The organism is Alcaligenes parafaecalis (assembly GCF_026344135.1).
GTDB lineage: Bacteria > Pseudomonadota > Gammaproteobacteria > Burkholderiales > Burkholderiaceae_B > Alcaligenes > Alcaligenes parafaecalis.
In genome coordinates, this window is sequence record NZ_JAPKNA010000001.1 from 130178 (window position 1) to 156699 (window position 26522).

The 26522-nt window shown below is 55.6% G+C and carries 24 protein-coding genes and 1 tRNA gene; 19 read left to right on the forward strand and 6 right to left on the reverse strand.

From position 1 onward, the window contains the following. Positions 1–81: 81 nt before the first annotated feature. On the reverse strand, positions 82–1812 hold the full coding sequence (locus OSH09_RS00575) for a methyl-accepting chemotaxis protein (RefSeq protein ID WP_207873813.1): 1731 nt from the start codon (positions 1810–1812) through the stop codon (positions 82–84). A gap of 403 nt (positions 1813–2215) precedes the next feature. Between OSH09_RS00575 and OSH09_RS00580 the strand changes: the two genes are divergently transcribed. From OSH09_RS00580 to OSH09_RS00590, 3 genes are all read left to right on the forward strand, one after another. Further along, on the forward strand, positions 2216–3160 hold the full coding sequence (locus OSH09_RS00580) for an NUDIX hydrolase (protein WP_266119794.1): 945 nt from the start codon (positions 2216–2218) through the stop codon (positions 3158–3160). A 94-nt stretch (positions 3161–3254) separates the two neighbouring features. Beyond that, complete coding sequence (nadC, locus tag OSH09_RS00585) at positions 3255–4154, forward strand: carboxylating nicotinate-nucleotide diphosphorylase (protein WP_266119795.1); 900 nt, start codon at positions 3255–3257, stop codon at positions 4152–4154. Positions 4155–4176: 22 nt separating this feature from the next. Beyond that, complete coding sequence (locus tag OSH09_RS00590) at positions 4177–5196, forward strand: tripartite tricarboxylate transporter substrate binding protein (RefSeq protein WP_207875691.1); 1020 nt, start codon at positions 4177–4179, stop codon at positions 5194–5196. 355 nt (positions 5197–5551) lie between these two features. Here OSH09_RS00590 and OSH09_RS00595 read toward each other — a convergent pair whose 3' ends face one another. Continuing rightward, the gene (locus tag OSH09_RS00595) at positions 5552–5824 is read right to left on the reverse strand and encodes a hypothetical protein (RefSeq protein WP_060186879.1); all 273 of its coding nucleotides are present in this window, start codon (positions 5822–5824) and stop codon (positions 5552–5554) included. A gap of 206 nt (positions 5825–6030) precedes the next feature. After that, positions 6031–7434, reverse strand: coding sequence for a GntP family permease (locus tag OSH09_RS00600; protein WP_207873816.1), 1404 nt, complete (start codon positions 7432–7434; stop codon positions 6031–6033). Positions 7435–7760: 326 nt separating this feature from the next. Here OSH09_RS00600 and OSH09_RS00605 point away from each other — a divergent pair. Continuing rightward, positions 7761–7837 (forward strand) — tRNA-Met (locus tag OSH09_RS00605). A 145-nt stretch (positions 7838–7982) separates the two neighbouring features. On the opposite strand, the gene OSH09_RS00610 is transcribed toward OSH09_RS00605, so the two are convergent. Then, entirely contained in the window at positions 7983–8276 is a 294-nt protein-coding gene (locus tag OSH09_RS00610) for an addiction module antidote protein (RefSeq protein ID WP_266119796.1), read from the reverse strand. Positions 8277–8560: 284 nt separating this feature from the next. On the opposite strand from OSH09_RS00610, the gene tauA reads away from it, so the two are divergent. The 3 genes from tauA to tauC are packed head-to-tail and all read left to right on the forward strand — an operon-like array spanning position 8561 to position 11257. Further along, positions 8561–9559, forward strand: coding sequence for a taurine ABC transporter substrate-binding protein (tauA, locus tag OSH09_RS00615; protein WP_266119797.1), 999 nt, complete (start codon positions 8561–8563; stop codon positions 9557–9559). Positions 9560–9564: 5 nt separating this feature from the next. Next, positions 9565–10350: a taurine ABC transporter ATP-binding subunit gene (gene tauB, locus OSH09_RS00620; RefSeq protein WP_266119798.1), complete on the forward strand. Its 786-nt coding sequence runs from the start codon at positions 9565–9567 to the stop codon at positions 10348–10350. Positions 10351–10366: 16 nt separating this feature from the next. After that, a complete protein-coding gene (gene tauC, locus OSH09_RS00625; protein WP_266119799.1) occupies positions 10367–11257 on the forward strand; it encodes a taurine ABC transporter permease TauC in 891 nt (296 codons plus the stop codon). 47 nt (positions 11258–11304) lie between these two features. On the opposite strand, the gene OSH09_RS00630 is transcribed toward tauC, so the two are convergent. Then, positions 11305–12009 carry an SDR family oxidoreductase gene (locus OSH09_RS00630; RefSeq protein WP_266119800.1) on the reverse strand — a complete coding sequence of 235 codons (705 nt, stop codon included), beginning with the start codon at positions 12007–12009 and terminating at the stop codon, positions 11305–11307. A gap of 104 nt (positions 12010–12113) precedes the next feature. Here OSH09_RS00630 and OSH09_RS00635 point away from each other — a divergent pair, with 104 nt between their 5' ends. Then, on the forward strand, positions 12114–13010 hold the full coding sequence (locus OSH09_RS00635) for a LysR substrate-binding domain-containing protein (protein ID WP_266119801.1): 897 nt from the start codon (positions 12114–12116) through the stop codon (positions 13008–13010). Positions 13011–13184: 174 nt separating this feature from the next. Continuing rightward, entirely contained in the window at positions 13185–14393 is a 1209-nt protein-coding gene (locus OSH09_RS00640) for a GGDEF domain-containing protein (protein WP_266119802.1), read from the forward strand. Positions 14394–14465: 72 nt separating this feature from the next. Here OSH09_RS00640 and OSH09_RS00645 read toward each other — a convergent pair whose 3' ends face one another. After that, positions 14466–15170: an IclR family transcriptional regulator gene (locus OSH09_RS00645; RefSeq protein ID WP_266119803.1), complete on the reverse strand. Its 705-nt coding sequence runs from the start codon at positions 15168–15170 to the stop codon at positions 14466–14468. An 89-nt stretch (positions 15171–15259) separates the two neighbouring features. On the opposite strand from OSH09_RS00645, the gene OSH09_RS00650 reads away from it, so the two are divergent. The 10 genes from OSH09_RS00650 (at position 15260) to OSH09_RS00695 (ending at position 26448) form a co-directional block, all read left to right on the forward strand. After that, the gene (locus OSH09_RS00650; protein ID WP_266119804.1) at positions 15260–16762 is read left to right on the forward strand and encodes an amidase; all 1503 of its coding nucleotides are present in this window, start codon (positions 15260–15262) and stop codon (positions 16760–16762) included. Positions 16763–16806: 44 nt separating this feature from the next. Further along, complete coding sequence (dctP, locus tag OSH09_RS00655) at positions 16807–17838, forward strand: TRAP transporter substrate-binding protein DctP (protein ID WP_266119805.1); 1032 nt, start codon at positions 16807–16809, stop codon at positions 17836–17838. An 18-nt stretch (positions 17839–17856) separates the two neighbouring features. Then, complete coding sequence (locus tag OSH09_RS00660; protein WP_222668536.1) at positions 17857–18396, forward strand: TRAP transporter small permease; 540 nt, start codon at positions 17857–17859, stop codon at positions 18394–18396. Continuing rightward, positions 18393–19673 carry a TRAP transporter large permease gene (locus OSH09_RS00665; protein WP_266119806.1) on the forward strand — a complete coding sequence of 427 codons (1281 nt, stop codon included), beginning with the start codon at positions 18393–18395 and terminating at the stop codon, positions 19671–19673. The genes OSH09_RS00660 and OSH09_RS00665 overlap by 4 nt, the downstream gene beginning before the upstream one ends. A gap of 125 nt (positions 19674–19798) precedes the next feature. Next, positions 19799–20143, forward strand: coding sequence for a zinc ribbon domain-containing protein YjdM (locus OSH09_RS00670; protein ID WP_207873827.1), 345 nt, complete (start codon positions 19799–19801; stop codon positions 20141–20143). A 125-nt stretch (positions 20144–20268) separates the two neighbouring features. Next, on the forward strand, positions 20269–20895 hold the full coding sequence (locus tag OSH09_RS00675) for a hypothetical protein (RefSeq protein WP_266119807.1): 627 nt from the start codon (positions 20269–20271) through the stop codon (positions 20893–20895). Positions 20896–21021: 126 nt separating this feature from the next. Continuing rightward, entirely contained in the window at positions 21022–21516 is a 495-nt protein-coding gene (locus tag OSH09_RS00680) for an RNA polymerase sigma factor (protein ID WP_266119808.1), read from the forward strand. Further along, positions 21513–22457 carry a FecR family protein gene (locus tag OSH09_RS00685; protein ID WP_266119809.1) on the forward strand — a complete coding sequence of 315 codons (945 nt, stop codon included), beginning with the start codon at positions 21513–21515 and terminating at the stop codon, positions 22455–22457. The genes OSH09_RS00680 and OSH09_RS00685 overlap by 4 nt, the downstream gene beginning before the upstream one ends. 101 nt (positions 22458–22558) lie before the next feature. Continuing rightward, on the forward strand, positions 22559–25276 hold the full coding sequence (locus OSH09_RS00690) for a TonB-dependent receptor (protein ID WP_266119810.1): 2718 nt from the start codon (positions 22559–22561) through the stop codon (positions 25274–25276). Between the two features lie 89 nt (positions 25277–25365). After that, positions 25366–26448 carry a cytochrome-c peroxidase gene (locus tag OSH09_RS00695; protein WP_266119811.1) on the forward strand — a complete coding sequence of 361 codons (1083 nt, stop codon included), beginning with the start codon at positions 25366–25368 and terminating at the stop codon, positions 26446–26448. Positions 26449–26522 lie beyond the last annotated feature (74 nt).

A 26522-nucleotide genomic window follows, 5' to 3' on the forward strand; every position in this document is an offset into this window, starting at 1 on the left:
AGCGACCCCAGATTTATTGTTTTGTCTAGCTGTCAGTTGTGTCAGGGTCAGCAGAGCGGCTGCCGACCCTGATTTTATGGTTTAGCGGCGAATCGCTTCCAGACGGGCGTTCGCTGTTTTGGCACTTTGAGCCTGAAAAGGCTGTGTGTTCTGGTAGGACAGCACCTGCATGGTGGGCGCCTTGCTAAGCTGTGCCAATGCGGGAGCGCTATGGGCTGCGTCGACAGAGCCTGTGTTCAGCGCCTTGATAGCATCAGCCAGCTCGGAGGCTTCCGAGGCCAGGTCACTCATCGTGTTGCCCAGATCCTGTACCAGTGCTGCGTTCTGCTGGGTGACGCCATCCATCTTGGCCATGGCTTCGTTAATCTGATCCAGGCCGCTGGCTTGCTCGATCGAAGCGGTCGAGATCTCACCAATAATATCCGTCACGCGTTTAACCGAATCCACGACTTCGCCCATGGTGTCGCCCGCGCGTGCGGCTTGCTCGGCACCCACCGCCATACGGCTCACCGACGCATCAATCAGGTTCTTGATCTCACCTGCGGCTTGCGAACTCTTTTGGGCCAGACTGCGCACTTCCCCAGCCACCACTGCAAAGCCACGGCCTGCTTCGCCCGCACGAGCCGATTCCACCGCCGCGTTCAGCGCCAGAATATTGGTCTGGAAGGCAATGCCTTCAATGACGGTGACGATATCGCCAATGCGACGTGAACTGTCGTGGATGCCTTGCATGGTCTGCACCACTTCATTCACCACGGCGCCGCCACGCTGGGCAATCTGCATGCTGGCATCGGCCAGTTGGCTGGCCTGGTTGGCGTTGTCAGCGTTCTGGCGCACGGTCACAGTCAACTCTTCCATGCTGGCCGCGGTTTCCTGCAAGGAGGCCGCCTGATCTTCGGTACGCGAAGCCAGATTGGTATTGTTCACCTCCAGAATACGGGCTGCGTGAATAGAGGCATCAATCCCGCTGCGGGCATCGCTGGCAATCCCCACCAGACTCTTGCGCATCAAATCCAGGCAGAAGTAGAGCTGGCCGATTTCCGAATTGCTCTCGCTGGAATTGGTATCAATATCCAGTTGCAGGTTCCCGGTGGCGATTTGCTGGGCAATCAGGGAGGCCTGATCCAGGGGGCGAATCACGCGTTGGGCAATTAACCAGCCATAGCCCATCATCACTGCGCTGGCCAGACACAAGGCACCTGTCAGCCACAGTCCAGAGCCTTGGGGGACACCGCCTGTCAGGGCGAAGTACAGGGCCGTGCCGGTCGTGGCCAGGGCCAGCGTACCCATGCGAAACAGGCTAGCGCGCAAGGAGTTGCTAAAGGGACGACGCAACTGGCTCAAGGCTTTGCGCCAGCCCGTGGGGACGGCACGGCCTTCATGCAGACGCACCCCTTTGGCGCGACCTTCATTAATCGCGTTGTACAGGCTCTCGGCCTCGTCGATCTGCTCCTGGCTGGGTTTGACGCGGACCGAGGCATACCCGGCTACGGTGCCATTTTCATAAATAGGTACCGCCATGGCATAGACCCAGTAAAAACCACCATCCTTGCGGCGGTTTTTGACCACACCCATCCAGGGGCGCTTGCTTTGCAAGGTGTCCCAAAAGTCCTGGAAAGCCTCGGGTGGCATGTCGGGGTGACGAACCAGGTTGTGAGCTTTACCGACCAGCTCTTCACGAGTAAAACCACTGATCGCAATAAAGGCCGCGTTCGCGTAGGTGATCCGGCCTTTCAAATCGGTTTTTGAAATAAGGTACTGATCGGCCCGGACACGAACCTCGTCCTGGGTAATGGGGAAATTCTTACGCATTCATCATCCTGGAGGAGAACAACAAAGGGGACGCGGGGGCCATCAAGCCCGCATGGGCCATGCAAAAAACGGCATTGGCTTCTGTCTGTCCGTGTTCGACCTGAATTGTCAGAAACCTTCTATTTTTGCGAATGGCGGAGCAGAACAAAGCGTGAAACTGTTGACTGATCCGGCCTCTGACTGAGCGCTTGCTTGTCATTTATGGCAAACACATACAGTTCAAACGCTTAACGGCAGCCGGAGGAATTTCTTTAGGCTTAGATGTTCATGGGTCATAATTTGATCATCTGAAAATAGTGATCCGACTGTATTTCCGCGTCGGGCTGTTCCAGCCAGCCGAAGCGGGCAGGGCCTCGCTTATAATCCGCCAGACGCGCGCTGGCGCGATTCAGAAGGAGAATATGTGATCGATACGCAGGAACCTGTAGTCAGTGCTGAACTGGTGGCCGTTTTGGTGGCCGTCAGCGATGGCGAACCCCGAGTCTTGACCACGGATGCGGGCCAAGCCTTGCCCGCCGGGCCGTTTCAGCACACGCACCGCTCTTTGCAAACGGGGCTGCGCGATTGGGTGGAAACCCAGACCCATCACCCGGTGGGCTATGTGGAGCAGCTCTATACCTTTGCGGATCGGGATCGGTTTGACGCGCAGGGAACGCGTATTGTGTCGGTCAGCTATGTGGGCCTGACGCGCGAAGTGGGCCAACCCGATGTGGCCCAGGTGATCTGGCAGGACTGCTACCGCTATTTCCCGTGGGAAGACAGGCGGGATGGCGCACCCCCTATTATTCAGGACACCATCGTGCCCGCGCTGCTGAACTGGTGCGAACAGGATGAATCCTTGCGCGCCTTGCGCCGTCAGCGTGTCAATTACAGCTTTGGTCTGGAAGGCGCGATCTGGAACGAGGATTTTGTCTTGCAGCGCTACGAGCTGCTGTACGAAGCGGGTTTGTTGCCCGAGTCCTGTCGCCGTCGTCAGCGAGAACAGCAAGAGCTGGGTAAACATTACGAGCTGGGTCTGGGCATGCGCCACGACCACCGCCGTATTCTGGCGACGGGCTTGGCGCGTCTGCGCGCCAAAATCAAATACCGCCCCGTGGTGTTTGAACTGATGCCGCCGGAGTTCACCTTGTTGCAATTGCAGCAGGCCGTCGAAGCCCTGGCAGGGCGGGGGCTGCATAAACAGAACTTTCGCCGTTTGATCGAACAGCAAGCCCTGGTTGAAGAAACCGGCGCCATGAGCGTAGGCGGATCAGGCCGACCCGCCAAGCTGTTTCGCTTCCGTGGTGATGTCTTGTTTGAACGGGCGATCTCGGGCAGTAAATTACCGCTGGCGAAACAAGCACGCTAAAAACCGGGCCTATGGCTTGACAGTGCTTATGCTCAGGAATAGCATAAATGCACCGTGCCATTAGGCCTTATTTTTAGCGATTTAAATACTCATAATGAGCATAATTAATGCCCCCGAGCCGACAGCGCAAGCTGCAGAGACAACGGCCCACCGTATTCCTTCCTTGCCCGACGTCATTCTTGAACCCCTGGTGCGCGCCACCTTGCAAGAAGACCTGGGCCGTGCCGGTGATTTGACGACGGACTCCATCGTTCCCGCCGCAGCGCGCACACAAATGCGTCTGGTGGCCCGAGAAGCAGGGGTGTTGGCGGGTCTGGATCTGGCTCGTCTGGCCTTTACCTTGCTGGACCCCACGCTGCGCTTTGAAGCGCAACTGCAAGATGGCGATGACCTGATTCCCGGTGCGCAGATCGCGGTCATTAGTGGTTCGGCTCGTTCCATGCTGACGGCAGAGCGCTGTGCCTTGAACTTCCTGGGGCATTTAAGCGGCGTGGCATCGGCAACCGCTTCCATCGCCCGTGCGATCGCACCTTATGGCACTAAAGTTACCTGCACCCGTAAAACCATGCCCGGTCTGCGCGCCGTGCAGAAATACGCGGTTCGAGTCGGGGGCGGCAGCAATCATCGTTTTGGTCTGGATGACGCGGTACTGATCAAAGATAACCACATCGCTGTTGCCGGGGGCGTTAAAGCCGCGGTAGAAGCAGCCCGTGCCTATATCGGCCATCTGGTTTGCATCGAGGTGGAAGTCGATACCCTGGAGCAACTGGATGAAGTGCTGGAACTGGGTGTGGACAGCATTCTTCTGGACAATATGGACACCGCTACCTTGACCGAGGCCGTGGCCCGTGTCGCAGGCCGTGCCAAAACAGAAGCCTCTGGCCGTATCACGCCCGAAACGGCCGTCGCCATTGCTCGTTGCGGCGTAGACCGGATCGCAGTGGGCTGGATTACGCACAGCGCCCGTGTGCTGGATATTGGTCTGGATGCTTGAGTAGATAAACGTGTTTGCTGTGATGGCGGGTTTTCAGGTGGGTAAGCGGGCGGCAGCCGCCGCCTTGCTGGGCATGGTAGCGCTGGGCCTGAGCAGTCAGGCGGCGCAGGCAAGGGACGAGGTGGCCGATCAGGCCGTCAAGTACCCAGTCAAACCCATTACCGTGATCGTTACCTTTCCGCCAGGCGGCGGAACAGACTTGCTGGCCCGCAAACTGGGCCCAAGACTGGAAAAAGCCTTGGGCCAGCCCGTCATCATCGACAACCGTCCTGGCGCCAGCGGCAATATCGGCGCCCGCGCCGTAGCCTATGCCCGCGCCGATGGCTATACCTTGCTGATGGCCAATAGCTCCTTTGCCATCAACCCCGGTGTGTTCCGTAACTTGGGTTTCAACCCCAAAGAAGACTTTGCACCCATCGCTAATATCGGATTTGTGCCTTCAGTCATCGTGACTGGGCATGGCTCGGATATTCAGAATCTGGAACAAGTGCTGGAGCAGCAATCAGAACCAGCTTTGGCTTATGCATCCTGCGGGAACGGTACGCCCCAGCATCTGGCCGGAGAAATGCTGTACGACTTGCGGGGTACGGCTTTGCTGCATATCCCGTATCGTGGCTGCGGTCCGGCATTGAATGATGTGGTGGCGGGGCAGGTGCCTATCGGCATCGTGACCTTGTCCAGTGCTGCAACCCTGATTGAGTCCGGGCACTTGCGCGCCCTGGCCGTCACCTCCGCTCAGCGCAGTCCCGTTCTGCCCCATGTGCCCACCGTGGCCGAAGTCAGCAATACCAGTTTCGAGCTGGATCAATGGCATGGATTGCTGGCACCGTCTCATACCCCTGAACACATCATCGATGCCTTGAACCGCGTCGTGCAAAAAGCGCTGACAGACCCGGCCATGCAATCGCAATTGCTGGCATTGGGCTATACACCGCAAGCAGCGGATGAGTCCGCACAGGCGAGTGGCTTCAAGGCCATGATCTGGAACGATATCGACCGGTTTGGTGCTTTGGCTTACAAGATTGGTTTGCAGGTGGATTAGGGCGGGGAGGGGCTTTGCTTTGGTACAGAGCCTAATCGTGGATAGTTGTTGTTGCGGCTGTGTTTTTTGGAGCTAAACCGCTCATGGCGGACTTGCTGATTGCTAGAACGCAAACGACAGGTTTTCGTTTGATAGTGGACCAACACCCAAGTGCATCAGGTCCTGCTGAAATATGCCCAGTTTCTACATATAGAGTCTTGTTGGCCTTTCAGATAGTTTCAGGCCCAGACAGCCGTTTTAGCTTGCCTGGGCCAATGTCTATAGAGAGGGGCATATAGCTGAGCTTGTGTCTGTCTAACAGTCAGTCAGTCAGTCAGTCAGTCAATTGTGAACTCACAGACAAACCTGCTTCTATTTAGAAGAAGCTGTCCTCACTGGGCGCCTCAGGAACCGGCTGGGTCGCAAACCAGTGTTTTTCCAGCAGCAGAGTATGAGTCAAACCATCCTTGCTGCAATTGGAGTCGATCTCGATCTGGCCGCGCTGGCTGCCATCCGCATTGAAATTATCAGCCTCCACCTCGGCAGCGGCGATATAAGCCTGCAGGTTCAGATCAGGCTGACCACGATCCAGAACAAACTGACGAATCGCTTCAGTGCCTAACTCATTAAGGGTGTAGGTGTAGTTCATGGTGTGCTCCTGATTATTGACCTTGATAATACGGGACCATATGCCTGAATCCTAGCACGCCGAGGGGCTATGTCGGATAGCAAGACGTTACGGGTTTTCGCGATAGAAAACGAAACGCGCTAGCGACCGATGTGAGACCAATAAAAAAGCAGCTATGCGCGGATCCGCACATAGCTGCTTATATAGAGCCTATGTCCTAAACCTGCTTAGAAGCTGCCAAAAATCGTACCTAGCGTAATCACGGTGATCAGCGCAAAGATAGGAGCGGCCATCGTCACCATGGCGATATTGCCGTAGGACTGACGGTGGTTCAGCTTGCAGATGGACAGCAAGGTAATAATCGCGCCGCAATGGGGCAGAGTATCCAGACCACCCGCCGCCATCACCGCCACACGGTGCAGCAATTCAGGACTGATGCCAGCTTGCTGGGCCATTGCCAAATAGTCCGAACCCAGCGTCTGCAGAGCAATACTCAAACCACCCGAAGACGAACCAGTAATCCCGGCCAGTGTCGTCATGGCCACCGCTTCCGAGATCAGCGGATTGCCCGGAGCCACGTTCAGCACAAAGTCCCGAATAATCGCAAAGCCTGCCAGACTGGCAATCACCGCACCGTAACCGACTTCAGACGCGGTATTGAACAAAGGCAGCATAAAACCAAACACACCTTTGTTAATGCTCTCGCGCAGACTCTTCCAGTGGCCCAAGCGGCTGATGATCAACACCAGATTCGCCGTAATCAAGGCAATAATCAGTGCCCACAGACCCGTAATCTTGGCAGGATCAACCTGAGGGAAACGCTCGGCCATGAACGCAAAGTTCGTGCCGGGGAAAATCCCATAGGTGAACAAGGCATTGACGCCAATCACCAGAATCAAGGGCAGGATAGCCAGGAAGATAGGCATGGGTTTCTGACCATGCGTGCTGTCCTCAGCGCTAGCATCAAAATGATCCTGACCGTGATCGCCATAGGTTTCACCCTTGGCCGCGGCTTTGCGAGCACGCGACTGCAGCCACCACAGACCACCCAAAGCCATGATCAAACCACCAATAATCCCCAGCCCAGGCGCCGCAAACACGTTAGTGCCGTAGTAAGGAATAGGAATCGCGTTCTGAATGGCAGGAGTGCCCGGCAAAGCCGTCATGGTGAAGGTGAATGAACCCAAAGCAATCGAAGCGGGAATCAGGCGCTTGGGAATGCCCGCTGCGCGAAACAGATCCTTGGCAATCGGGTAGATGGCAAAAGCCACCACAAACAAGGACACACCACCATAAGTCAGTACGCCGCACACCATCACAATGGTGGCAATAGCATGACGATGCCCCAGCTTGCGCGTAATCCACTGAGCAATCGCCTGAGCCGCTCCGGAATCCGCCATCAACTGACCAAACAAGGCACCTAACAAGAAGATGGGCAAGAACTGAAGCACATAGCCGCTAAGTGCGCTCATGAAAGTGGAGGTGTAGATGGGCAACAAAAACCCGGAGTCCCCCGAGAGCAGCACAGCCAGGGCGGCCATCAAGGGAGCCAGCAACAGAACCGTCACCCCCCGATAGGCGAAGAACATCAGCAGCAAAAGCGAGACAACAATAGCAAGCGTACTGGCCATAAACAAAGTTCCTGTGGAAAGTCCGGATCACGGACGTCAGTCAATAAACAAAGACGGATCTAGCGCCGAGCAGGCAGTGTAGCAATAGGGGATGACAAAGAGACTTGATAGGGCGCAAGAGGGGGATTCGCCGGAGCGGCAAGGAGGAACTCTGGTTTTACTTACGTTTTGTATCATTTGTTGAGAAAGGGGGAAAGGTGAGGAAAGAGGAAAACCTAATGAATACGAGGGTTTAGCGTTTTCATAGGAGAAAACTGCGAAAAAGAAGAAAAAAGATGGCGCGAAACGCTTGCCAAAAGATGAATCCTTGCTATAATTCTTTCTTCGGCGCATTAGCTCAGCAGGTTAGAGCGACGGAATCATAATCCGCAGGTCCCCTGTTCGAATCAGGGATGCGCCACCAAGATAAAGAAAACGGCCCACAGAAATGTGGGCCGTTTTTTATTGTTTTGTAGATGAAGAAGCCAGCCACCCACAAAGGGTGGCTTTTTTCTGTTGCGGCAGATTACTTTGGGGCGTGCTCGTCAGCCCATCGTGATAGCGCACTATCAAGCATGAATCGGTTCTACTGTTAGTTTTACCCCAGCAGCTCGCGCTAATTTCAACACGGTGTCATATCGTGGTTTGGCGCCAGGAGCAAGGGCCTTGTACAGGCTTTCCCGGCCTACACCGGCATCTTTTGCCATCTTTGTCATGCCTCTGGCTTTAACCACATCAGCAAGCGCAGAAAGGAACAAGGCTGGGTCGTCTTCTTCCAAAGCAGCCGAGAGGTACTCGGCGATAGCTTCCTCGCTATCAAGATATTCAGCGGCGTGGAAAGGGGCGGTTTTGAGGGTGGTCATGACTGATCCTTCTGAATTTGTTTCCACATGGCGATTGCAGTTTTTATGTCTTGTTTTTGAGAGGACTTGTCGCCACCGCTGAGTAGTAGATAGACCGCATTGTATCCAGCCGGATGCTTTCGTGTGTTGAGGTAGATCGGATTTACTTGGGGCATCTTCACACCTCATAAATTCGCGCACTAACAATAAGCGAAATCGGTCTTTTGCCTGCCGCCTCGCTTTGTCTATCCTGATTCCTCGACCTAACGGCTTATCCGGCCGCAAAAATAATCGAGGAATGCTCCATGTCGTTGACGAGAACTCTGCAGCATCTGGGCCTGGCCTTGGCGGCCAGCGTCGTATCTTTGACAGCCCAGGCCACCAGCCTGACGGTCGCCTATCAGACCATTCCCACTCCATCGAATGTGCCTCAGGCAGACGGTGTTTATGAAAAAGAAACCGGCGCGAAAATCGATTGGCGCAAGTTTGACGGTGGCGCCGAAGTCATCAATGCCGTCGCTTCCGGCGACGTGCAGATTGCTTATCTAGGCTCCAGCCCCTTGGCTGCTGCAGCCAGTCGTAAATTACCCATCGAGACCTTCCTGATCGCTGCCGAGCTGGGCACTAGCGAAGAGCTGGTTGTGCGTAATGGTTCCGGCATTGCATCTCCGCAAGATCTCGTTGGCAAGACGATTGCCACGCCTTTTGTGTCGACCAGTCATTACAGTCTGCTGGCCGCGCTCAAGCATTGGAAGATCGATCCCAAGCAGGTGAACATCATCAACCTGACCCCAGCCAATATCGTAGCGGCCTGGGCTCGCGGTGACATTGATGGTGCTTACACGTGGGACCCGGCTTTGAGCAAGGCCAAGGAAAGCGGCAAGGTGCTGATCAGTTCTGGCGAGCTGGCCAAACTGGGTGCGCCGACGTTTGATGTGTGGTTGGTGCGCAAGGATTTTGCTCAGAAACACCCGGATGTTGTGTCAGCTTTTGCTCGTATCACCTTGGCTTCTTATCAGAGCTATACGCGTGATCCTGCTGCCTGGGTGGCTAATGCCGACAACATCGACAAGCTGTCTCGCCTGACTGGGGCGACGCCTCAAGAAATCCCCAATGTGTTGGCAGGTAGTGGCTTTTTATCTGCATCTGATCAGGTGAAAACGCTGGCCCAGCCTACTGTTCAGGCCCTGGCTGATACCTCCGCTTTTCTAAAAGAGCAGGGTCGTATCGACGAGGTATTGCCTAGCTACGCGGATTACAGCACGGCCAAGTATGTTGAGGCGGCTGCCTCGCAGGCCAAGTAATTCTGATGGCGCAGTTAACACTGAGTCACGTCAGCGCACGTTATCCCGGTGCCGATCATTTGGCGCTGCGAGACGTGTCGCTGCAATTGGGGCCGGGGCAGTTGGTCGTAGTGTTGGGGCCTTCGGGCAGCGGCAAGACGACCTTGTTGAATCTGATTGCGGGCTTCACCTCGCCTAGTGCAGGAACAATTACGCTTGATGGCGAGCCCGTGCGCGGCCCAGGAGCAGATCGTGGTGTGGTGTTCCAGGATGACGCTTTGCTGCCTTGGCGGACGGTTTTGGAGAACGTAGCTTTTGGTTTGACGCTGCGTGGGGAGTCCAAGGAGCAGCGTCAGGCTGTGGCCCGTCATCAGTTGGCTTTGGTGGGGCTGGAGGGGGTTGAGCAGCGCCGTATCTGGCAATTGTCTGGTGGTCAGAAGCAGCGGGTGGGGATTGCTCGTGCTCTGGCGGCTGACCCGCGTGTGCTCTTGCTGGATGAGCCTTTTGGGGCACTTGACGCCTTCACCCGCGAGCAGGCTCAGACGCTGTTGTTGAATGTTTGGCAGCGCAGCGCCAAGCCTGTTTTTCTGATTACTCACGATATTGAAGAAGCCGTGTTTCTGGCCACTGACCTGATTATTTTGGGCGGTACACCTGGGCATGTGGTGGAGCGTTTGACGCTGGATTTTGGTCGACGTTACACCGATGGGCTGCCGGTGCGTCAGGTGAAGTCCTCACCGGAGTTCATCGCGGCGAGAGAGCGTGTGCTGGAGCATGTGTTCTCGGCGCATCCCGTTGCGGCTTCGGCCTGAATTTAGGAGACTTTTCATGAAATCCTCTGCTGCCGGTGACGTGTTGCAGCCTGGTGATGTTGCTGGCTTATCGGGTGCTCCTTCGGTGCAGGTGGGGAGTACGTCCAAGTCTCAGCAGTCGGTGAGTCCCAAGCCCAGGCAAGTGTCTATTGCTGTGATTAGTTTGCTGACTTTGGGCGGGGTGCTGTTCTTGTGGTGGGCAGTCACCGAGTTGGCTTATATTGATCCGCTGTTTTTGCCTTCGCCGCAGGCTGTGTTGAGTCGTATTTTTCGTCTGTTCACGGTGGGTTATATGGATGCCACGGTGCAGCAGCATTTGGCGGCCAGTTTATGGCGGATCAGTTTGGCGCTGGTGGCAGCGGTACTGTTGGCGATTCCTACGGGTATCGCGATTGGTCGTAATCGCATTGCCCAAGGAATATTGGATCCCTTGATTGAGTTCTATCGTCCGATCCCGCCGCTGGCGTATTTGCCGCTGATTGTGATCTGGTTTGGGATTGGCGAGCTGTCAAAAGTACTGCTGATTTATCTGGCGATCTTCGCGCCGATTACGATTGCGACTGCAGGCGGGGTGCGGAATGTGGACCCGGTGAAGTTGCGTGCGGCGCAGTCTTTAGGAGCGACGCGCGGCCAGTTGCTGCGTTACGTCATCATCCCCAGCGCCTTGCCTGATATTTTGACGGGCTTGCGTATAGGTCTGGGAGTAGGGTGGTCGACTCTTGTGGCTTCGGAACTGGTTGCTGCCACGCGTGGACTGGGATTCATGGTGCAGTCAGCGGGGCAGTTTCTGGCAACTGATGTGGTGATGGCGGGGATTCTGCTTATTGCCTTGGTGGCGTTTGTGCTTGAAATCGGTTTGCGTAGATTGCAGGCCAAACTTGTTCCGTGGCACGGGCAAGCGCGTTAACCCCCTTACTGAGTGTGAACATCGCAGCCCAAGCAGATTTAGCCAGTTCACACCGACCGAGTCAGCCCGCCATCCACCTTGATGTTCTGGCCGGTAATATACCCAGCGCCATCCGACAGCAAAAACGCAATCGTCGCGGCAATTTCCTCGGCTTTACCATAGCGGCCCATGGGCACGCTTCCTCGCCGTTCTTCCGTCGCAGGCAAGCTATCAATCCAGCCGGGCAGCACGTTGTTCATGCGTACATTTTTGGCCGCATAGCTGTCTGCAAAAATCTTGGTGAAACTGGCCAGCCCAGCGCGGAATACGGCGGAAGTAGGGAACATCTCCGCAGGCTCAAAAGCCCACGCTGTAGAAATATTCACAATAGCTCCGCCACCTTGTGCAGCCATGATGGGGGCGACCAATCGTGCCGGACGCACGGCATTCAGAAAGTAGACGTCCATGCCTGTATGCCAGTCTTCGTCGCTGATCTCCAGAACCGGGCCGCGTGGACCGTGTCCGGCGGAGCTGACCAGGGCGTCGATACGTCCCCAGCGCTGCATGGCCAGGTCAACCAGGCCTTGTAGATCTTCGTTGGATTGATTCGAGCCAGTCAGGCCCACACCGCCAAGTTCTTTGGCCAGTGCCTCGCCTTTGCCCGACGAGGACAGGATGGCAATGTGGTAGCCATCCTGAGCCAGTTTGCGGGCAGCCGCAGCCCCCATGCCCGAGCCGCCTGCGCTAATAAGTGCTACTTTTTCTACAGCCATGAGAGCCTCCATATATTGAGATTGATATTATTATTTCAGCCTGAAGCAGAAAAATCATGTGATAAATAAACCTTCAAGGGTGTAGAAAAACTACTGACAGAAATATGAGCAAATCCCGCCGCTCCTTGCCCCCGCTAAATGCCTTGCGTGCCTTTGAAGTGTCTGGCCGTCGCTTAAGTTTCCGTGCTGCCGCCGACGAGTTGGGTGTGACTCAAGGCGCTGTGGCCCAACAAGTCCGGGCCTTGGAAGAGCATTTGGGGTTGGTGCTGTTTCAGCGTCATCCTCGTGGGCTGCAACTGACTTTATCGGGGGCAGCGTACCTTGCCGACCTTACCCGTGCTTTTGACACCTTGGCAGAGGCGACAGGACGTTTGTTGGTGCGTCCCGATACGGTGACGATCAGTGTGACGCCTACCGTGGCTGCCAACTTATTGATTCCTCGCCTGGGGGATTTGCAGGCGATGTTGCCTGATGTGGAGTTGCGCACGGTAGCAAGCGAAGCCTTGTCGGACTTCGAACGTGATCAAGTCGATATCGCTGTACGCCTTACTCGTCCACCGTTTGCGGCGGACCTGGAGGCACAGTTGCTGTTTCGTCAGGATTTAGTGGCGGTGGCCAGCCCCCAATTAGTGGGTAATGCCGCTCTTCCTTTGTCGTTGGAGCAGTTACGCTCTCTGCCCTTATTGCATGATGCGCAAGGTCATTGGGCTACGTTTCTGAAAACCAGTGGCAAGTTACCGGGCGCGGTATTTAATCAGACAACATTGGCTTTGGATGCGGCGGTAGCGGGTCAAGGTGTGGCCTTGGCGTGCAAGGCTTTTGTGGCGACAGATCTGGCAACAGGCCGCTTGGTGCAGGTGGCGGAGGCCGGGACTTTAGGGGCCGATTTCTACCTGGTGCGCAAGCGCTCGGTATCGGCCCGAGCGTCTGTCGAGGCTGTTTGGAATTGGTGTCTGCATAGACTGTTGTTGCCTCAAGATCTGGCTACTCGGGCGAATTGAAGTCGGAGGCTCTTGAGACTGCCGGTTTACCGCTGATCGTAGTAGTGAACCTAGGCACATAAAGAAGGCGTTCAGTAAAAAACACTTACAATCGTTCTTCCCCTGTTGATGCTTCACTGGCTTGATGACGGTGGCCAGGCGCAGGATTTCCGTTTTCTTTTTCTACGTCTTTCTATGGTCGCTTCCGTTCTTGTTGGCATGCTGTGCGCACATCTTTTGTGCTTCTCAGTCATGTTCTTGTTGATCAGCCGACGCTTGCCTGGCAACCGGATGGGGATGGATTTCTTTGCGGCAGGTAATCTTTTGCTGGCCTTGGCCTACATCCTGCAACTTCTGGAGGGAGGCCCGGCCTGGAGCCTGCTGAGTGTCATCAATCACAACCTGACGCTGGCCTCACCCATTGCCTATTGGCTGGGTGCCATGCGGTTTTTTGGGCGGCCGGTTCCGTTGTGGCGCCCCTTGATTCTGTTTTTTGTGGCCTATGGTTTGCTGCAATGGCTAGTGCAGTGGGGCCCGGGGCCGACAGCCCGTTATGCCATGTTGGCGGCAATGGCGTCTTTGCTTTTCCTGGTGATGACGATCACGGTTGTTTATGGGGTACGCACGTTTGCCAAGGACCTGCACGGGGAGATGATTTTCTTCGCCTTGCTGATTGGTGGGATCTGCATTCTTAACGCGCTCAAGTTTCTGAAAATCCTGGACGGCGGTTTGGATGCGCTGCAAATGGATAGCCGTTTCCAACTGGTTTTCTATATCTATATGTCTACGCTGGCGACGATTGTGCCGCCTTCGATTGTCTGGTTGGTGCTGCGACGGCTGACGGATGATCTGCGTAATCGGGCTGCGCGCGATCCTATGACGAATCTGTTCAATCGCCGGGGTTTGATGGAGGCGCTGCATCTGTACTTCAATACGCGCAACGCGGTCCCTGCTTATCTTCTGCTGATCGATATCGACCATTTCAAGAAAATTAACGACAGTTATGGGCATCAGGCAGGGGATGGGGTGATTTGCCATGTTGCAGACCTCTTGTCTTCCACAGTGCGTCGCGGGGATTTGACCGGGCGTATCGGGGGCGAGGAGTTCGTGGCTATTTGCCTGGAGACCGATGAAGTCGGTGTCTGGCGTTTGGCCGAGCGTTTGCGCACCAGGCTGAAAAATGAAGTGATCAGGCTGCCAGGTCTGGAGCAGCCGCTGCATTGCACTATTACGATTGGGATTTCACCGGCGTTGCATGGTGCGCAAGGCTTGGAGGACGCATTGCGGCAAGCGGATGTGGCGCTATACAAGGGTAAGGCGGCGGGGCGGGATCGAGTCGAAGGGGCCCCCAGCGTGGGTAGTAGGGATTTGGCGCCTATACCTCAATCTGCCCTGGTGAAATAACAGCCGGACGAGGGGGCGTAACACTCTGGCAAGAGAGCAGGCCGCATCCCCCGGATGTGGCCTGCATGGAATTCAAGGCACGGCGCTGTGTATGCGTTTCAAGGAAGCGCCCAAGTGCGCACAGAGCTCCTGCCTGTAATCATCTTCTTGAAACCTTGTCCGTGTCCCCGACAGCCCCAACGCCCCCAACAGCTTCCCGTCCCCACTGAACACCGGCACAGCCAAGGCAGCCAGTTCTGCCACTCGTTCTCCTAATGACTGCAAGACCTTGAATTCATAATCTTTGGGGCGGCCATCACTAAACTCCGTCAGCACATGCCCGCTGGCGCCTGTCATTGGCAAGGTGTCTCCTGTACACAAACGGTGGCCCACGTCCCGCCAACCCATGGCGACCGCCACGCATAAGCGCTGTTCGCCACTGCAATTGAAAAACGACGCTGTCTCGCCTGTTTGCTTGGCCAGCAAATCCAGCTCCGGCTGCATGCTGCTGGCCAGCCAGTTGTCCATGCTCAGATTACGGGTGATCACGGCCAGCGCGTAGCCAAAGTAGTAAAGCTGCCGACCATCTCGCCACACAAAGCCTTGTTGCTCCAGGGTTCGCAGCAATCGCAGGGCGGTGGCCTTGTTCAAATCACTGCGCTGGGCGATTTCCGTCAGGCTCAATCCTTCTTGCTGCCCCAGGGTGCGCAAGATTGATAGACCTCGTTCCAACGCCGCGACACCAGCCGGTGCAGACTGTTTTTGTACGGCTTGTTCAGGACTGTCCTTTCTTGACATCACCCAACTCCTCTGATAGATTTTTATGAAAATAATACACGAGTTTCATCTGATGAAACTACGGCAAAATATGCCCAGGGGACAAAATAATGGCCAGCACTACGCAGGCGGACCTACGCTATACATTTGAGCAGTACGCAGGCTGGATTCAACAGCCTTTAAGCAAGCCTTCCACCGCCGAGCAATGGGTACAGCGTTTAGTCATTAACGAAGCGGAAATCCAACATTTTCTAAGCTTGCCTGTCGCGACGGCACAGCCTTTTCAGGCTCGTTCTGTGCAGATCAAAGCGGCACAAGGAACGGTGCCGCGAACACAGTTTACGTTGCCTGCTATTCCTGCTGTACCGGATCAGGCTTTGCAGCGTGCCAAAGCACTGAATCCCGACCTGCATTTGTTTACAGCTTTGGCTGACACAACGCCCAGCGGGCAGGCGGGCTATTTGCAGAACCTTCCGATTGCTATCAAAGACATGACGGCCGTTGCCGGTTTCCCGCTGACGGCTGGCAGTGCGTCTGGCAATTCTGAGCCTGTCAGTCAGGACGCCTTGAGCGTGGCTCGCCTGCTTTCCAAGGGCGCGGTGGTGATTGGCATGGCCAATCAGCATGAGATGGCTTTTGGGGCTAGCAGCAATAATCCTCGTTATGGTCGGGTGATCAATCCCGCTTCGCCCGAGCACATTCCCGGCGGTTCCAGTGGTGGTTCTGCCGCGATTGTGGCGGCGGATGTCTGCCGCGTTACATTGGGTACTGATACGGGTGGGTCTATCCGTTTACCCGCTGCCTGCTGTGGTGTGGTGGGTTTCAAGCCCACTTACGATAGCGTGCCGCGTGATGGGTCGATTGATGTCGCTCCCAGCCTGGATCATCTGGGTCCAATAGCCAAGTATGTGCAAGACTGCGCCTTGGTGTACGCCGGGCTGCTGGACTTGCCGCAAGAGCCGGATTGGGCCATGAAGGATCTGGACGGTATTCGCATTGGCCGCCTGGGCGGTTATTTTGCAGACCCGCTGGAATCTCAAGTGCAGCAAGCCTTGGAACAGGCTTGTCATGCTCTGGAGCAGGACAAGGCCGCGTTGCAACCCATGCATTTACCCGAAGCTCATATGGCGGCGGCTTTGCAGTTCATGATCATCACGTCTGAGGCGACCGCGTCCTACACCGACCGCCTGCAGGAAAAAGCAGACCTGATCAGCGAAGAAATCCGTATCCGGTTGGAAATCGGGCACTTTTTGCCTGCGCCCTGGTACATACGGGCGCAAAAGCTGCGTACGGAATTCAATGCCCGCATTGATGCCTTGTTTGAGCAAGTCGACATTCTGATTTGCCCCACCATGCGTTGTCCGGCCCCCAAAGTCGGGGCGACAGAGGTTCAGATCGCTCAGAAAACCTACCCTCTGCATACCGCCGTTACGCAACTGACCATGCCCTTTAGCCTGTCCGGTTCGCCCGCTATCTCCATCCCGTGGGGCAAGGCGAAAGACGGTGCACCTATTGGCTTGCAATTGATTGCCAAGCATGGCGACGACTGGCGTTTGCTGGCTGTCGCCCAACGCCTGGAAGCCGCAGGGCATGCCTTGTTCGGCAAAAACTAAAACTATTCGCTGCAGAAACCACCTCTACCACCAGGAAAAAAACCATGTCGCTACATCGCATATCTCCACTGCGTTGCGCGGGGCTATTCGCCCTTGCCCTAACACTGGCTCCTGCTGCCCATGCAGCGGATAAATTCCGGATCTCACTGGATACCAACCCCAACCACGTACGCAATAAGGGCGTGGAAGTTTTTGTGGCCGAGCTGCAAAAAAGAGTAGGGGACCAATTGGCTATCGAGGTCTACCCTAGCGCCCAATTGTTCCGTGACCGTGATGTTCCCAAAGCCTTGCGTCAGGGCGCCATTGAAATGGGCTTGCCCGGAACCTGGCAACTGGAAGGCAGCGAGCCTAGTGCTGCCGTTACCGCTTTGCCCATGTTTTACGGTGTCGACCCCGAGATTACGCACCGCCTGATGGATGGCAAGCTGGGTGCCTTGGTCAACCAGAAAATTGAAGACCGTTTGAAGGTGAAAGTCTTGGGTAACTGGGCGGATGCCGGTTCCATTCACTTTTACAGCACGGGTAAAGACGTACGTTCTTATGACCAGCTTCAGGGCATGAAGATTCAGTACTCGGGCGGCACGACTTTCTCGGCCCGTATTGAAGCTCTGGGTGGTGTGCCGGTGATGATTCCTTTCTCCGACTTGCCTATGGCCATGAGCCAAGGCGCTATTGATGCCATTGCCAGCAGTCGCGAGGGTGTGCGCACCGCCAAGCTCTGGGATTCAGGCTTGAAATACAGCTTTGACGACTATCAGATGATGGCGCAGTACGTGCCCCTGGTCAGCGAGCGCTTCTGGAAAAAGCAAAGCCCTGAGGTTCAGGCAGCTATTATCGAAGCCTGGCAGGTCGCGGTGAAAGAGCAGCGCGATATGGTCAAGCAGGTAGAGCTGGACGCGGCCAAGACCTTGCAAGAAAACGGTATTCAGGCCTTCAGCCCCGATGATGCTGCCCGTACTGAAGCCCGCAAGAAATTGAGCCAGTCCCAGGATGCCTTGGTCAAAGCCATGAAGATTGACGCCGAGGCCGAGCAACTGGCCAAGCAAGAACTCCAAGCGGCCAACGTGGATTTCTAAATAATAAAAGGCGTGAGCATGTCCAATACCTGTACCAATAAGGACACGCCAGCCTTGGGGGAGGCCACGCCTCCCTCCGCGCTGCAGCGAGTCGAAGATGTGATCGTGGGTTTACTGGGACTACTGGCTGTACTGGTCTGTTTGTATAACGTCATCCTGCGCAACACCAGCAGCAGTCACGCCATTACGGCCAGTGATGAAATCCAGGTTTACCTGATTGTCTGGGCCGTCTTTTTGTCCTTGGGCGTCATTACCGCGCAAGGGCGGCACATCAAGGCCGATATTGTTCTGAACTACTTGTCGCCCGGCCTCAAGCACAAGGCGTTCTTGTTTAGCTACTTGCTGGGCCTGCTGTTCTCCATGCTGATGAGTTATCTGGGCGTGCAGATCACCATGGAAGCCTACGAGTTTGGTGATGTGTCTTCGACCAGCCTGCGCTTTCCCTTGTGGATTTACACCGCTGCCTTGCCAGTCGGCATGAGCCTGATGAGCCTGCGCTACCTGCTCTTGCTGTTCCGCTGTTTGCGCAGTCCAGTTGGCCAGGAGCAGCAATCATGATCGGGATTGTTTTTCTGGGTTTTCTGGCCCTGCTGGCCATAGGCGCGCCTATCTTTTTGGCACTGGGTACGACGGGTGTGGTGCTGTTCTATCAGGACGATGCCTTGCTGTCCTTGGCACAGCGTCTGATTGATGAACTGAACTCTGTCCCCTTGCTGGCGGTTCCGTACTTTGTGATTGCAGCCACCTTTATGGAGCGTGGCGGTATTGCACGAGCTCTGGTCGATGCGGCTCAGGCCTGGGTAGGGCAGATTCGAGGGGGTGTGGGCCTGGTCGGGATTACCGCATGTGCCTTGTTTGCCACCATGTGCGGTTCATCTGTGGCGACGGCCATTGCCATGGGCACCATCCTGATTCCCGCCATGCTGCGTAGCGGCTATTCTGGTGGTTTTGCTTCGGGTGTGGTGGCCTCGGCAGGGACATTGGGCATCCTGATTCCCCCATCTCTGGCCTTTGTGATTTACGGTGTTTTGGCCGATGTCTCCATTCCCCGGCTTTTCCTGGCAGGGGTCATCCCGGCCATTTTGCAGATTCTGATGATCTCGGGCTACATCATCTGGTTCAGCCGCAAAAACAATTACGCCATTGATAGCAACGCCATTCCACGAAGCGAAAAGCTGCATAAAACCATGCTGGCCTTGCCGACCCTGTTAATCCCTTTGATTGTTCTGGGTGGTTTGTACGGCGGTTTCATGACCTTGTCCGAGTCCGCCGCAGTGTCAGCCGTGGTGGCCTATATCCTGGCGCTGTTTGTCTACAAAGGCATCACAGTGAAAGAGACCTTGTCGGTCCTGGCTGTGGGGGTGCGCAACGCGGCTGTCATCATGATCATTGTGGCCGTGGCGCTGCCCTTTGGTCACTGGATTACGGAAAGTGGTTTGGGTGCCAAGCTGGTCAGCCAGTTGCAGGACTGGGATATCAAAGGTTGGCAGTTCCTGTTGTTCCTGAACCTGGTTCTGCTGTTCCTGGGCATGTTCCTGGAAGTGCTGTCGGTGCTGATGATCATGATGCCGCTGGTACTGCCTTTGCTGGAGCCTTTGAATATTGACCCCATCCATTTTGGTGTGCTGGTGGTGGTGAATATGGAAATTGCGCTCTTGAGTCCGCCATTGGGTTTGAACTTGTTTGTGGTGTCGGACATAGGCAAGGTGCCTCTGTCTCAGGTGATACGCGGCACCACACCGTTCTTTCTGATCCTGTTGGTACTGCTGGGCATGGTCACTTACATCCCCATTCTGTCCACCTGGTTGCCTGAATTGCTCATGCCTACGATGTAATTCAACCCACCTTGCAGGCCCTGCCTAATCAGCAGGGCCTGTGTGCTTTTGGTCTTCCTGAAGCAAAGGGCTAAACTGGCCGCACTTCTGGTGCAGCAGCACCCAGCTTTTTTCAGGAAAAAAATATGAGCACACCGCTTCCCTGTCCCCAGTGCACCTTGGAAAATACCTACCATGACACGGAGCAATGGGTCTGTGCCGATTGTGGCTATGAATGGCAAGACGCAGACTCGAGCACCGAGGCTGAAACCGATGGTGATGAGCTGATCGTCAAAGATAGCAACGGCAATTTGCTGGCGGCGGGTGATGATGTCATTCTGATCCGTGACTTGAAAGTCAAAGGTTCCAGCACCTTGAAGAAGGGCGCCAAAGCCAAGGGCATACGTCTGGTTCGTGGTGACCATGAAGTCGATTGCAAGATCGATGGCATCAGCTACTTGCTGAAGGCCATGTATTTGAAGAAAGCCTAAGCGATCACACTTGGGTTTTGCAGGCGCAGCGTTGATACGCTGCGCTTTTTTATGATGCCTCTTGGGACTTGAGGTAGCGATGCCGTAGGGATACGGCATGCATGATTCAGGGCGGTATCAGGCGTATGTTCAAGTATGGCTTCATCTTTTTGCTGAGTTTGCTGGCTGGCTGCTCGACGACGTACTCGCCAGAGAAAACCGACAACACAACCATTACGGCTATCGCAGAAGATCAAAGCGGGCTTTACGTGCTGACGGCGGATCAGCCCTCCTATTTGTTTCCCAAGGCAGAATTGGACCCCTTTGTTCAGTTCTGGCAGTCCTCTTTAGGGGCGAAGCTTGCGCATCTTTCCAGTGGGATTCAAGTCTTTCCCAACAAGGAAGTGCGGGTGACTTTTTATATCTACATTGCTGCGCATCAGCTTAGTGATTCTGAGAAAACAGCCTTGCTGGAAGGCTACAAATTCCAGGTATTCAAACCTGATAGCGCCAGTTTCGTGCGCCATATCCCGGCCCTGGCTAAGGCGCTGGAGCACACCGATACGCTCTATATCAGGCAGGCAAGGATGGGGCAGGGAAGTGTGGTGGAGCATCTGCCAGCAACGCACCCGGTGATTACGTTTCCTGCTCCGGTGCAGGCCAAAGTAGAGCAAATGAAAGGCAGCCTGAGCACGACGCCCAATCTGATCGAGTCAATCATCTGGGCGCCTTTCGTGATTCCTGCCTTGCCGCTGGGAGCCATCAGTAACTAGGGATGTAAGCACCCTGTTTGAACTATCCGTCCCCTGATTACAGTGTGGCAGTAGCAGAGTAGGGGCAATCGGTGTATATAATAATGAGAATGATTATTAATTAGATATTCACCTGATTGTCTCTCTATGTCCAAGTTGACGGCGGCGTTCCTGACCCATTACCCGGATTTGATCCGCTATCTGCGCAGGCGTACTCATTGCTCTGAACTGGCGCAGGATTGCGCACACGACACTTGGCTGCGCCTGTTGGAAAAGGGCAAGCAAGTCACGGCAGACAACCACAGAGCCTATGTATTCAGGGTAGCAGCCAATATTGCAGCGGACTGGTATCGGCGTCAGACGCGCGAGCAAGCCGCTTTCGATGGCTATGCCTTGAGTGTCGCGCATCACCACGCCCCCGATGCGTACGAAGAGGCGCTGGCCAGAGAAACCTTGCAGCGGCTGGAACAGGCTTTGCTGGCTCAATCACAACGTAGTGTGCGGATTTTCATGATGCATCGCTGTGAGGAGATGAGCTATACGCAGATCGCGCAGAAGCTGGCTGTGTCCGAAAGCACCATTGAAAAACACATGATGCGCATTTTGCTGGTGGCTCATCAAGTCTTTAACTCCGCCCCATGAGCGCGATGCCAGATCCGGCCTGGGGCCGTGTGGATGAAGACGCCGCCAGATGGGTGGTGCGTAAAGAAGGCGCTAATTTGGAGCCAGATGCACTGGCCCAATTCGATGCCTGGTACGAGGCCGATCCTCTGCATGCGCAAACCTATGACGCCTTGGCCGCCAGTTGGCGGCGTCTGGACCAATTGTCCGTCTTGCCCATCGCCCGTAAGAAGAGAAGATCCCGAGTCAAAGCCTTGGCCAGCGCCTGTGTGCTGATGGGGGCTTCCTTGTACGCCTGGAGCATGTTTGATCAGCAGGGCGCAATTCGCAGCGGAGTCGCTATTACGCAGCTCAGTTTGCCCGATGGCTCCATCGCGATTCTGGACGCACAGACCCGTGTCCGACTGCATTTTGAGAACGGTCAGCGGCAAGTGCAGGTGGAGTCCGGGCGAGCCTTCTTTCAGGTTGTTCCGGCTGATAGCCAGACGGGCCCCTTTACGGTGCAAGCTGGCCCGGCGCAGGCGACGGCCTTGGGTACGCGTTATGAGGTCAGCCTGAAGGACCGGATCAGCGGCGTTTCTGTCTATGAACACGCGGTGCAAGTGCAATGTTATTCCTGCGAATCCCCGCAGCAGGCGATTTTGCAGCCGGGAGACAGTGCCACGGTAGTGGGCGGACGCCTGGGTGTTCAACAGGCCAAGCAGGCGGATTCCGGACAAACGGAAGCAGCGCCTTCCTGGACTAATGGTTTGCTCAGTTTTGATGATGTCAGCCTGAGCGAAGTGGCCCGACAGCTAGGCGAATACACACACCGTGTCATCTGGATTGGCAGTGATCAGGCCGGTTCCACCCGCGTTTCTGGCGTGGTGCAAGCCGCCAAACCAGCCGCTGCCTTGAACTTGTTGACCCTGGGCCAAGGCCTGCAAATTCGGGAGCTGCCGGGGCTTATAGTCATTTACTAATGATAATTATTATCAATTAAAAAATACGATGGCAATCAGGGGTGAGGGGAGAGGGGGAGCAGAGCGTCCTGAGGGTAGTTGTTTACATAGGATGCTCAATCATGAAGTGCGCTTTGCAGTACACACCGTCCCTTTTTGCCTTGCGCAGGCAAGCCCGTCCCGGCGTGACGACCGATCATAAAACTCCTTATCACGGTTTGCGCCTGAAGCAGGCGCAGTTGGCTTTGTTGATGGCCAGTCTGCTGTTGGTGATGCAGCCCTTGTCTGTGCAAGCGGCCGGGCCTGTCGTGCTGGATATGGCGTCTCAGCCGCTGGCCGATGCCTTGTTGCAGATAGGCCGTCAGGCCCAAGTGGAGATTGCATTTTCACCGGGGCAAGTCAGGGAGAAAAGGGCGCTTGCCTTGCAAGGCGAGCTAACGGTAGAGCAAGCCCTGGAAACCTTGCTGGCCCCTTGGGGCTTGGCCGCACAAGCGCAGGGAGAGGGGCGCTACATGATTGTGACGGCAAGGGTAGCCAAAGGCCTGTCCGTGCTGGAGCCGGTGCGTGTTCAGGGTCAGCAAGTGGGGGAGCGCATTTACTCCCGTGATGACATGGATCAGCGTGCCGCTGGTAATCGCGACTTGTCTGGCCTGTTGGCGGATAACCCGGCTGTTCGGCAGAATGAGGCTGCAAAAAGCGGCGCGAACCGGGGTTCTATGGCGCTGGAGGACATCAGTTTTTATGGGGCCAGCCCTTTCCAGAATCAGTTCCAGATCGACGGCATCAGCGCAACCAATCAGATCGACCCCGCCAGCCGCAATCTGAATCTGCAAGCAGGTAATGTGCCTGCCTATGCCCAGGCTTACAACCTGGACACCAATATGCTGGAAAGCGTGACGGTGCTTGATAGCAGCATCCCCGTGGAATACGGCCGCTTCACCGGAGGCGTGGTGGATGCCAAGGTGCGCGATCCCAAAGGGGACAATAGCTTCAGGGCGGACTTCAGCTATAACTCCTCCGGGCTGACCTCGCAGAAAATTGCACCCGAGCAGCAGAAAAAGTTCGAGGCGGGCGAGCCGGGTTTTACCCCTGCCTGGACCAAGCGATTTTCTTCAGCAATGGTGGATGTCCGGATCACAGAAGATACCGCTGCCTTGATCAATGTGTCGCGGCGCGAATCCACCATTGATCGAACCATGCGGGTGCTGCACTACAAAGAGCTTAAGGACGTCAGCACGAATTCCAAAGACCGTGTCGACAATGTGTTCGCCAAAGTCCATACCCGTTGGAGTGCCAGCACGGATTCCGCCTTGACCTTCAAGTACGCAGATCGACGCGAAGATCTGGTGGACTCCAGCATGATGGCCAACGGTATTCAGTGGCAGCATCAACAAAAAGCCTACGGTTTAGGCTTCGACCTGAATCATGACTTCGTCTGGGGGCAGGGGCGTGTGCAGTTGGGTTACGACCAGATGAACAGCTATCGCAATTCTGACGATACGGCCTATATGGTTCATATGGTGTATCAGCCCAATGGTCGACTGGACTACAACTATATGAGTGGCGGCTTTGGGCAGGAGTCCACAGAGCAGCTCAACCTGACTTTGAAGTCCCGGCTGGAGTTCAAACCGTTCCAGACCGGGGCGATTGAACATGCTCCCTATGTGGGTCTGGATCTGGCTCATACCAAGGGAGAGTTTGTCCGTCATCAGGATGCTTATGGGGGTCAAACACGCCACTTCAGCAATGGGCAGCCCAGCAAGGTGCAAACCTTGAACTTTTACCGCGCTGGAGAGGTGGGTGTCAGCTACACCAATGCTTCTGTGTACGTGTCTGACCGACTGTCCTGGCAGCGTCTGGCCTTGACGACCGGCTTGCGCGTCGATAGAGACAATTACTTCGGCAACACCAATGTGGCACCACGCACTTTGCTGGAATGGGACGTGTTGGGCACCGGTGAAACCCGCCTGTCAGGTGGCTGGTCACGCTATTACGGCATGGACATTCTTGGAATCGCCATGCGCGAGCGCAAGAGCCAACTGCATACCTTGCTGATTACAGGCGGCAATCCGGTGGATCGTCCTTCTCATACTGTGTATACGCTGGATGGCCTGAAAACCCCTTATGACGATGAATGGGCCCTGCGCCTGAACCAGCAATTAAGCAGCAATGTGGCCGCCGAGCTGGCGTATGTGCGTCGTTATGGTCGCCAACAAGTGTCTATCGAAGGGCTGGCCAAGACGGGCCACACCTACACCAATAACGGCAGCTCCAAAACCGATGCTGTCACCTTGAGCTTGATGAACACGGCCCCTTGGACTCTGGGCGAGAGCTTGTGGACCGCGCGTCTGGATGTGACCTATCAGCACAGCAAACGTAATACCAAGCTGGCCGATGGTTACGACGGCGAGGCCGAGGAGCTGGATGACGAAATCTACTATAACGGCGACTTGATACGCCGAGGTGATCGTCCGGTGGGGGATTACAACTTGCCCTGGCGAGTCAGCGCGGGTGTGACTGGTATGTGGGCGCGTTACGGCTTGCAGATGAACAACCGGGTCAATTGGAACGGTGCTCGTACCGATGTGCACTATGTGGGCCTGAATCGGGGGGATGGGCTGGAGAAGTACGAGTCTGGTCGAGTGGGTTCGTACTGGACCTGGGATATGCGCCTGGATTGGGAACCCGCCATGTTCAAGGGGCTGGGCGTGGGGCTGGATGTGCTTAACGTCCTGGATAAACAAGCGCCTGTGGTGGTCGCTACTCCCACATCGGTGCTGAACCAGAACCTTTATCGCACAGGACGAGAGCTGTGGCTGCGTGCTTCTTATCAATATTAAGAGGGAGGCGAGTCGGCGCAAGCCTGCTGGTGGTGGCACTGGGAACAGGGCTGTCAGGGGCGGCTTGCGCGGCTGAAGGGGCTGGTGCAATGGCAAGCCAGAGCTTCGGCTCTGGTTCTGCTTCGGCCCAAACTTGTTGGGTCAAGAAAGAGCTTGATGCGGCTTGCCTACGTATTCTCTATCAGCAGGTTCCGAGACTATGGCCTTTACCTACTGTTGATCCGGGGCAGGCCTGGCAGGAATGGGGGCCAGTGCCTGGACCTGGCTCCAGCGCACAGCCCGAGGCCGCGGAAGATGCCCAAAACAAGCAGATTGTTTCGCTGGGTTCGCGCTTGTTTTTCGACAAGCAGCTTTCCCGTAAAAAGCTGATCTCCTGTGCATCCTGTCACCAGCCCGACAAGTCCTTTACCGATGGCAAGGCATCAGCCGTAGGGGAGGATGGCTTGATGGGTAAACGCCGTACGCCTCCTTTATTTGCCGCGCCTTTTGCCAAGGATTTATTCTGGGATGGCCGTGCACAAACCTTGCAGGAGCAAGTCGTCGGCCCTATAGAAAACCCGGTAGAAATGAACCATGCCTTGAGCGATTTAATCCCGCGTTTGCAGGAGTCAGAAGACTATCGACATGCGTTTCAACAAGCTTTTGGCGCTTCATCATCCAATCCCGTCGACGCCGAGCGACTGGCCCGTGCCTTGGCCGCCTATGTGGTCACCATCCGTCCGGCAGCAACGCGTTTTGACGACTTTCTCGCGGGGGAGACGGCGGCCTTGAATGATCAGGAGTTGATTGGCTTGCACCTGTTCCGTACCAAGGCGCGCTGCATGAATTGCCATAACGGCCCCATGCTGACGGACAACGGTTTTCATAACATTGGTCTATCTTTTTACGGACGTCGTTTGCAGGATCTGGGACGATTCGAGTGGACCCGAAACCCTTCTGATCTGGGGCTGTTCCGAACACCCAGCCTGCGCAATGTCTCCAAGGCTGGCCCCTGGATGCATAACGGTTTGTTCCCCAGTCTGGATGGTTTGCTGCGTATGTATGACGTGGCAATGGGCCCGGACCCTAAAGAAACCGGCCCTTTGGTGCCGCGCAAATCGGAACGGATTCGGGAACTGAGTTTGAGTGATGAGGAAATCCAGGCTTTGCTGGCTTTCTTGCAGGCCTTGTAGTGATCAAGGCGGTTCAAACCTGAGCTGTTGGCGTACAAAAAAACGATAGTGGTGAACCACTATCGTTTTTAAGT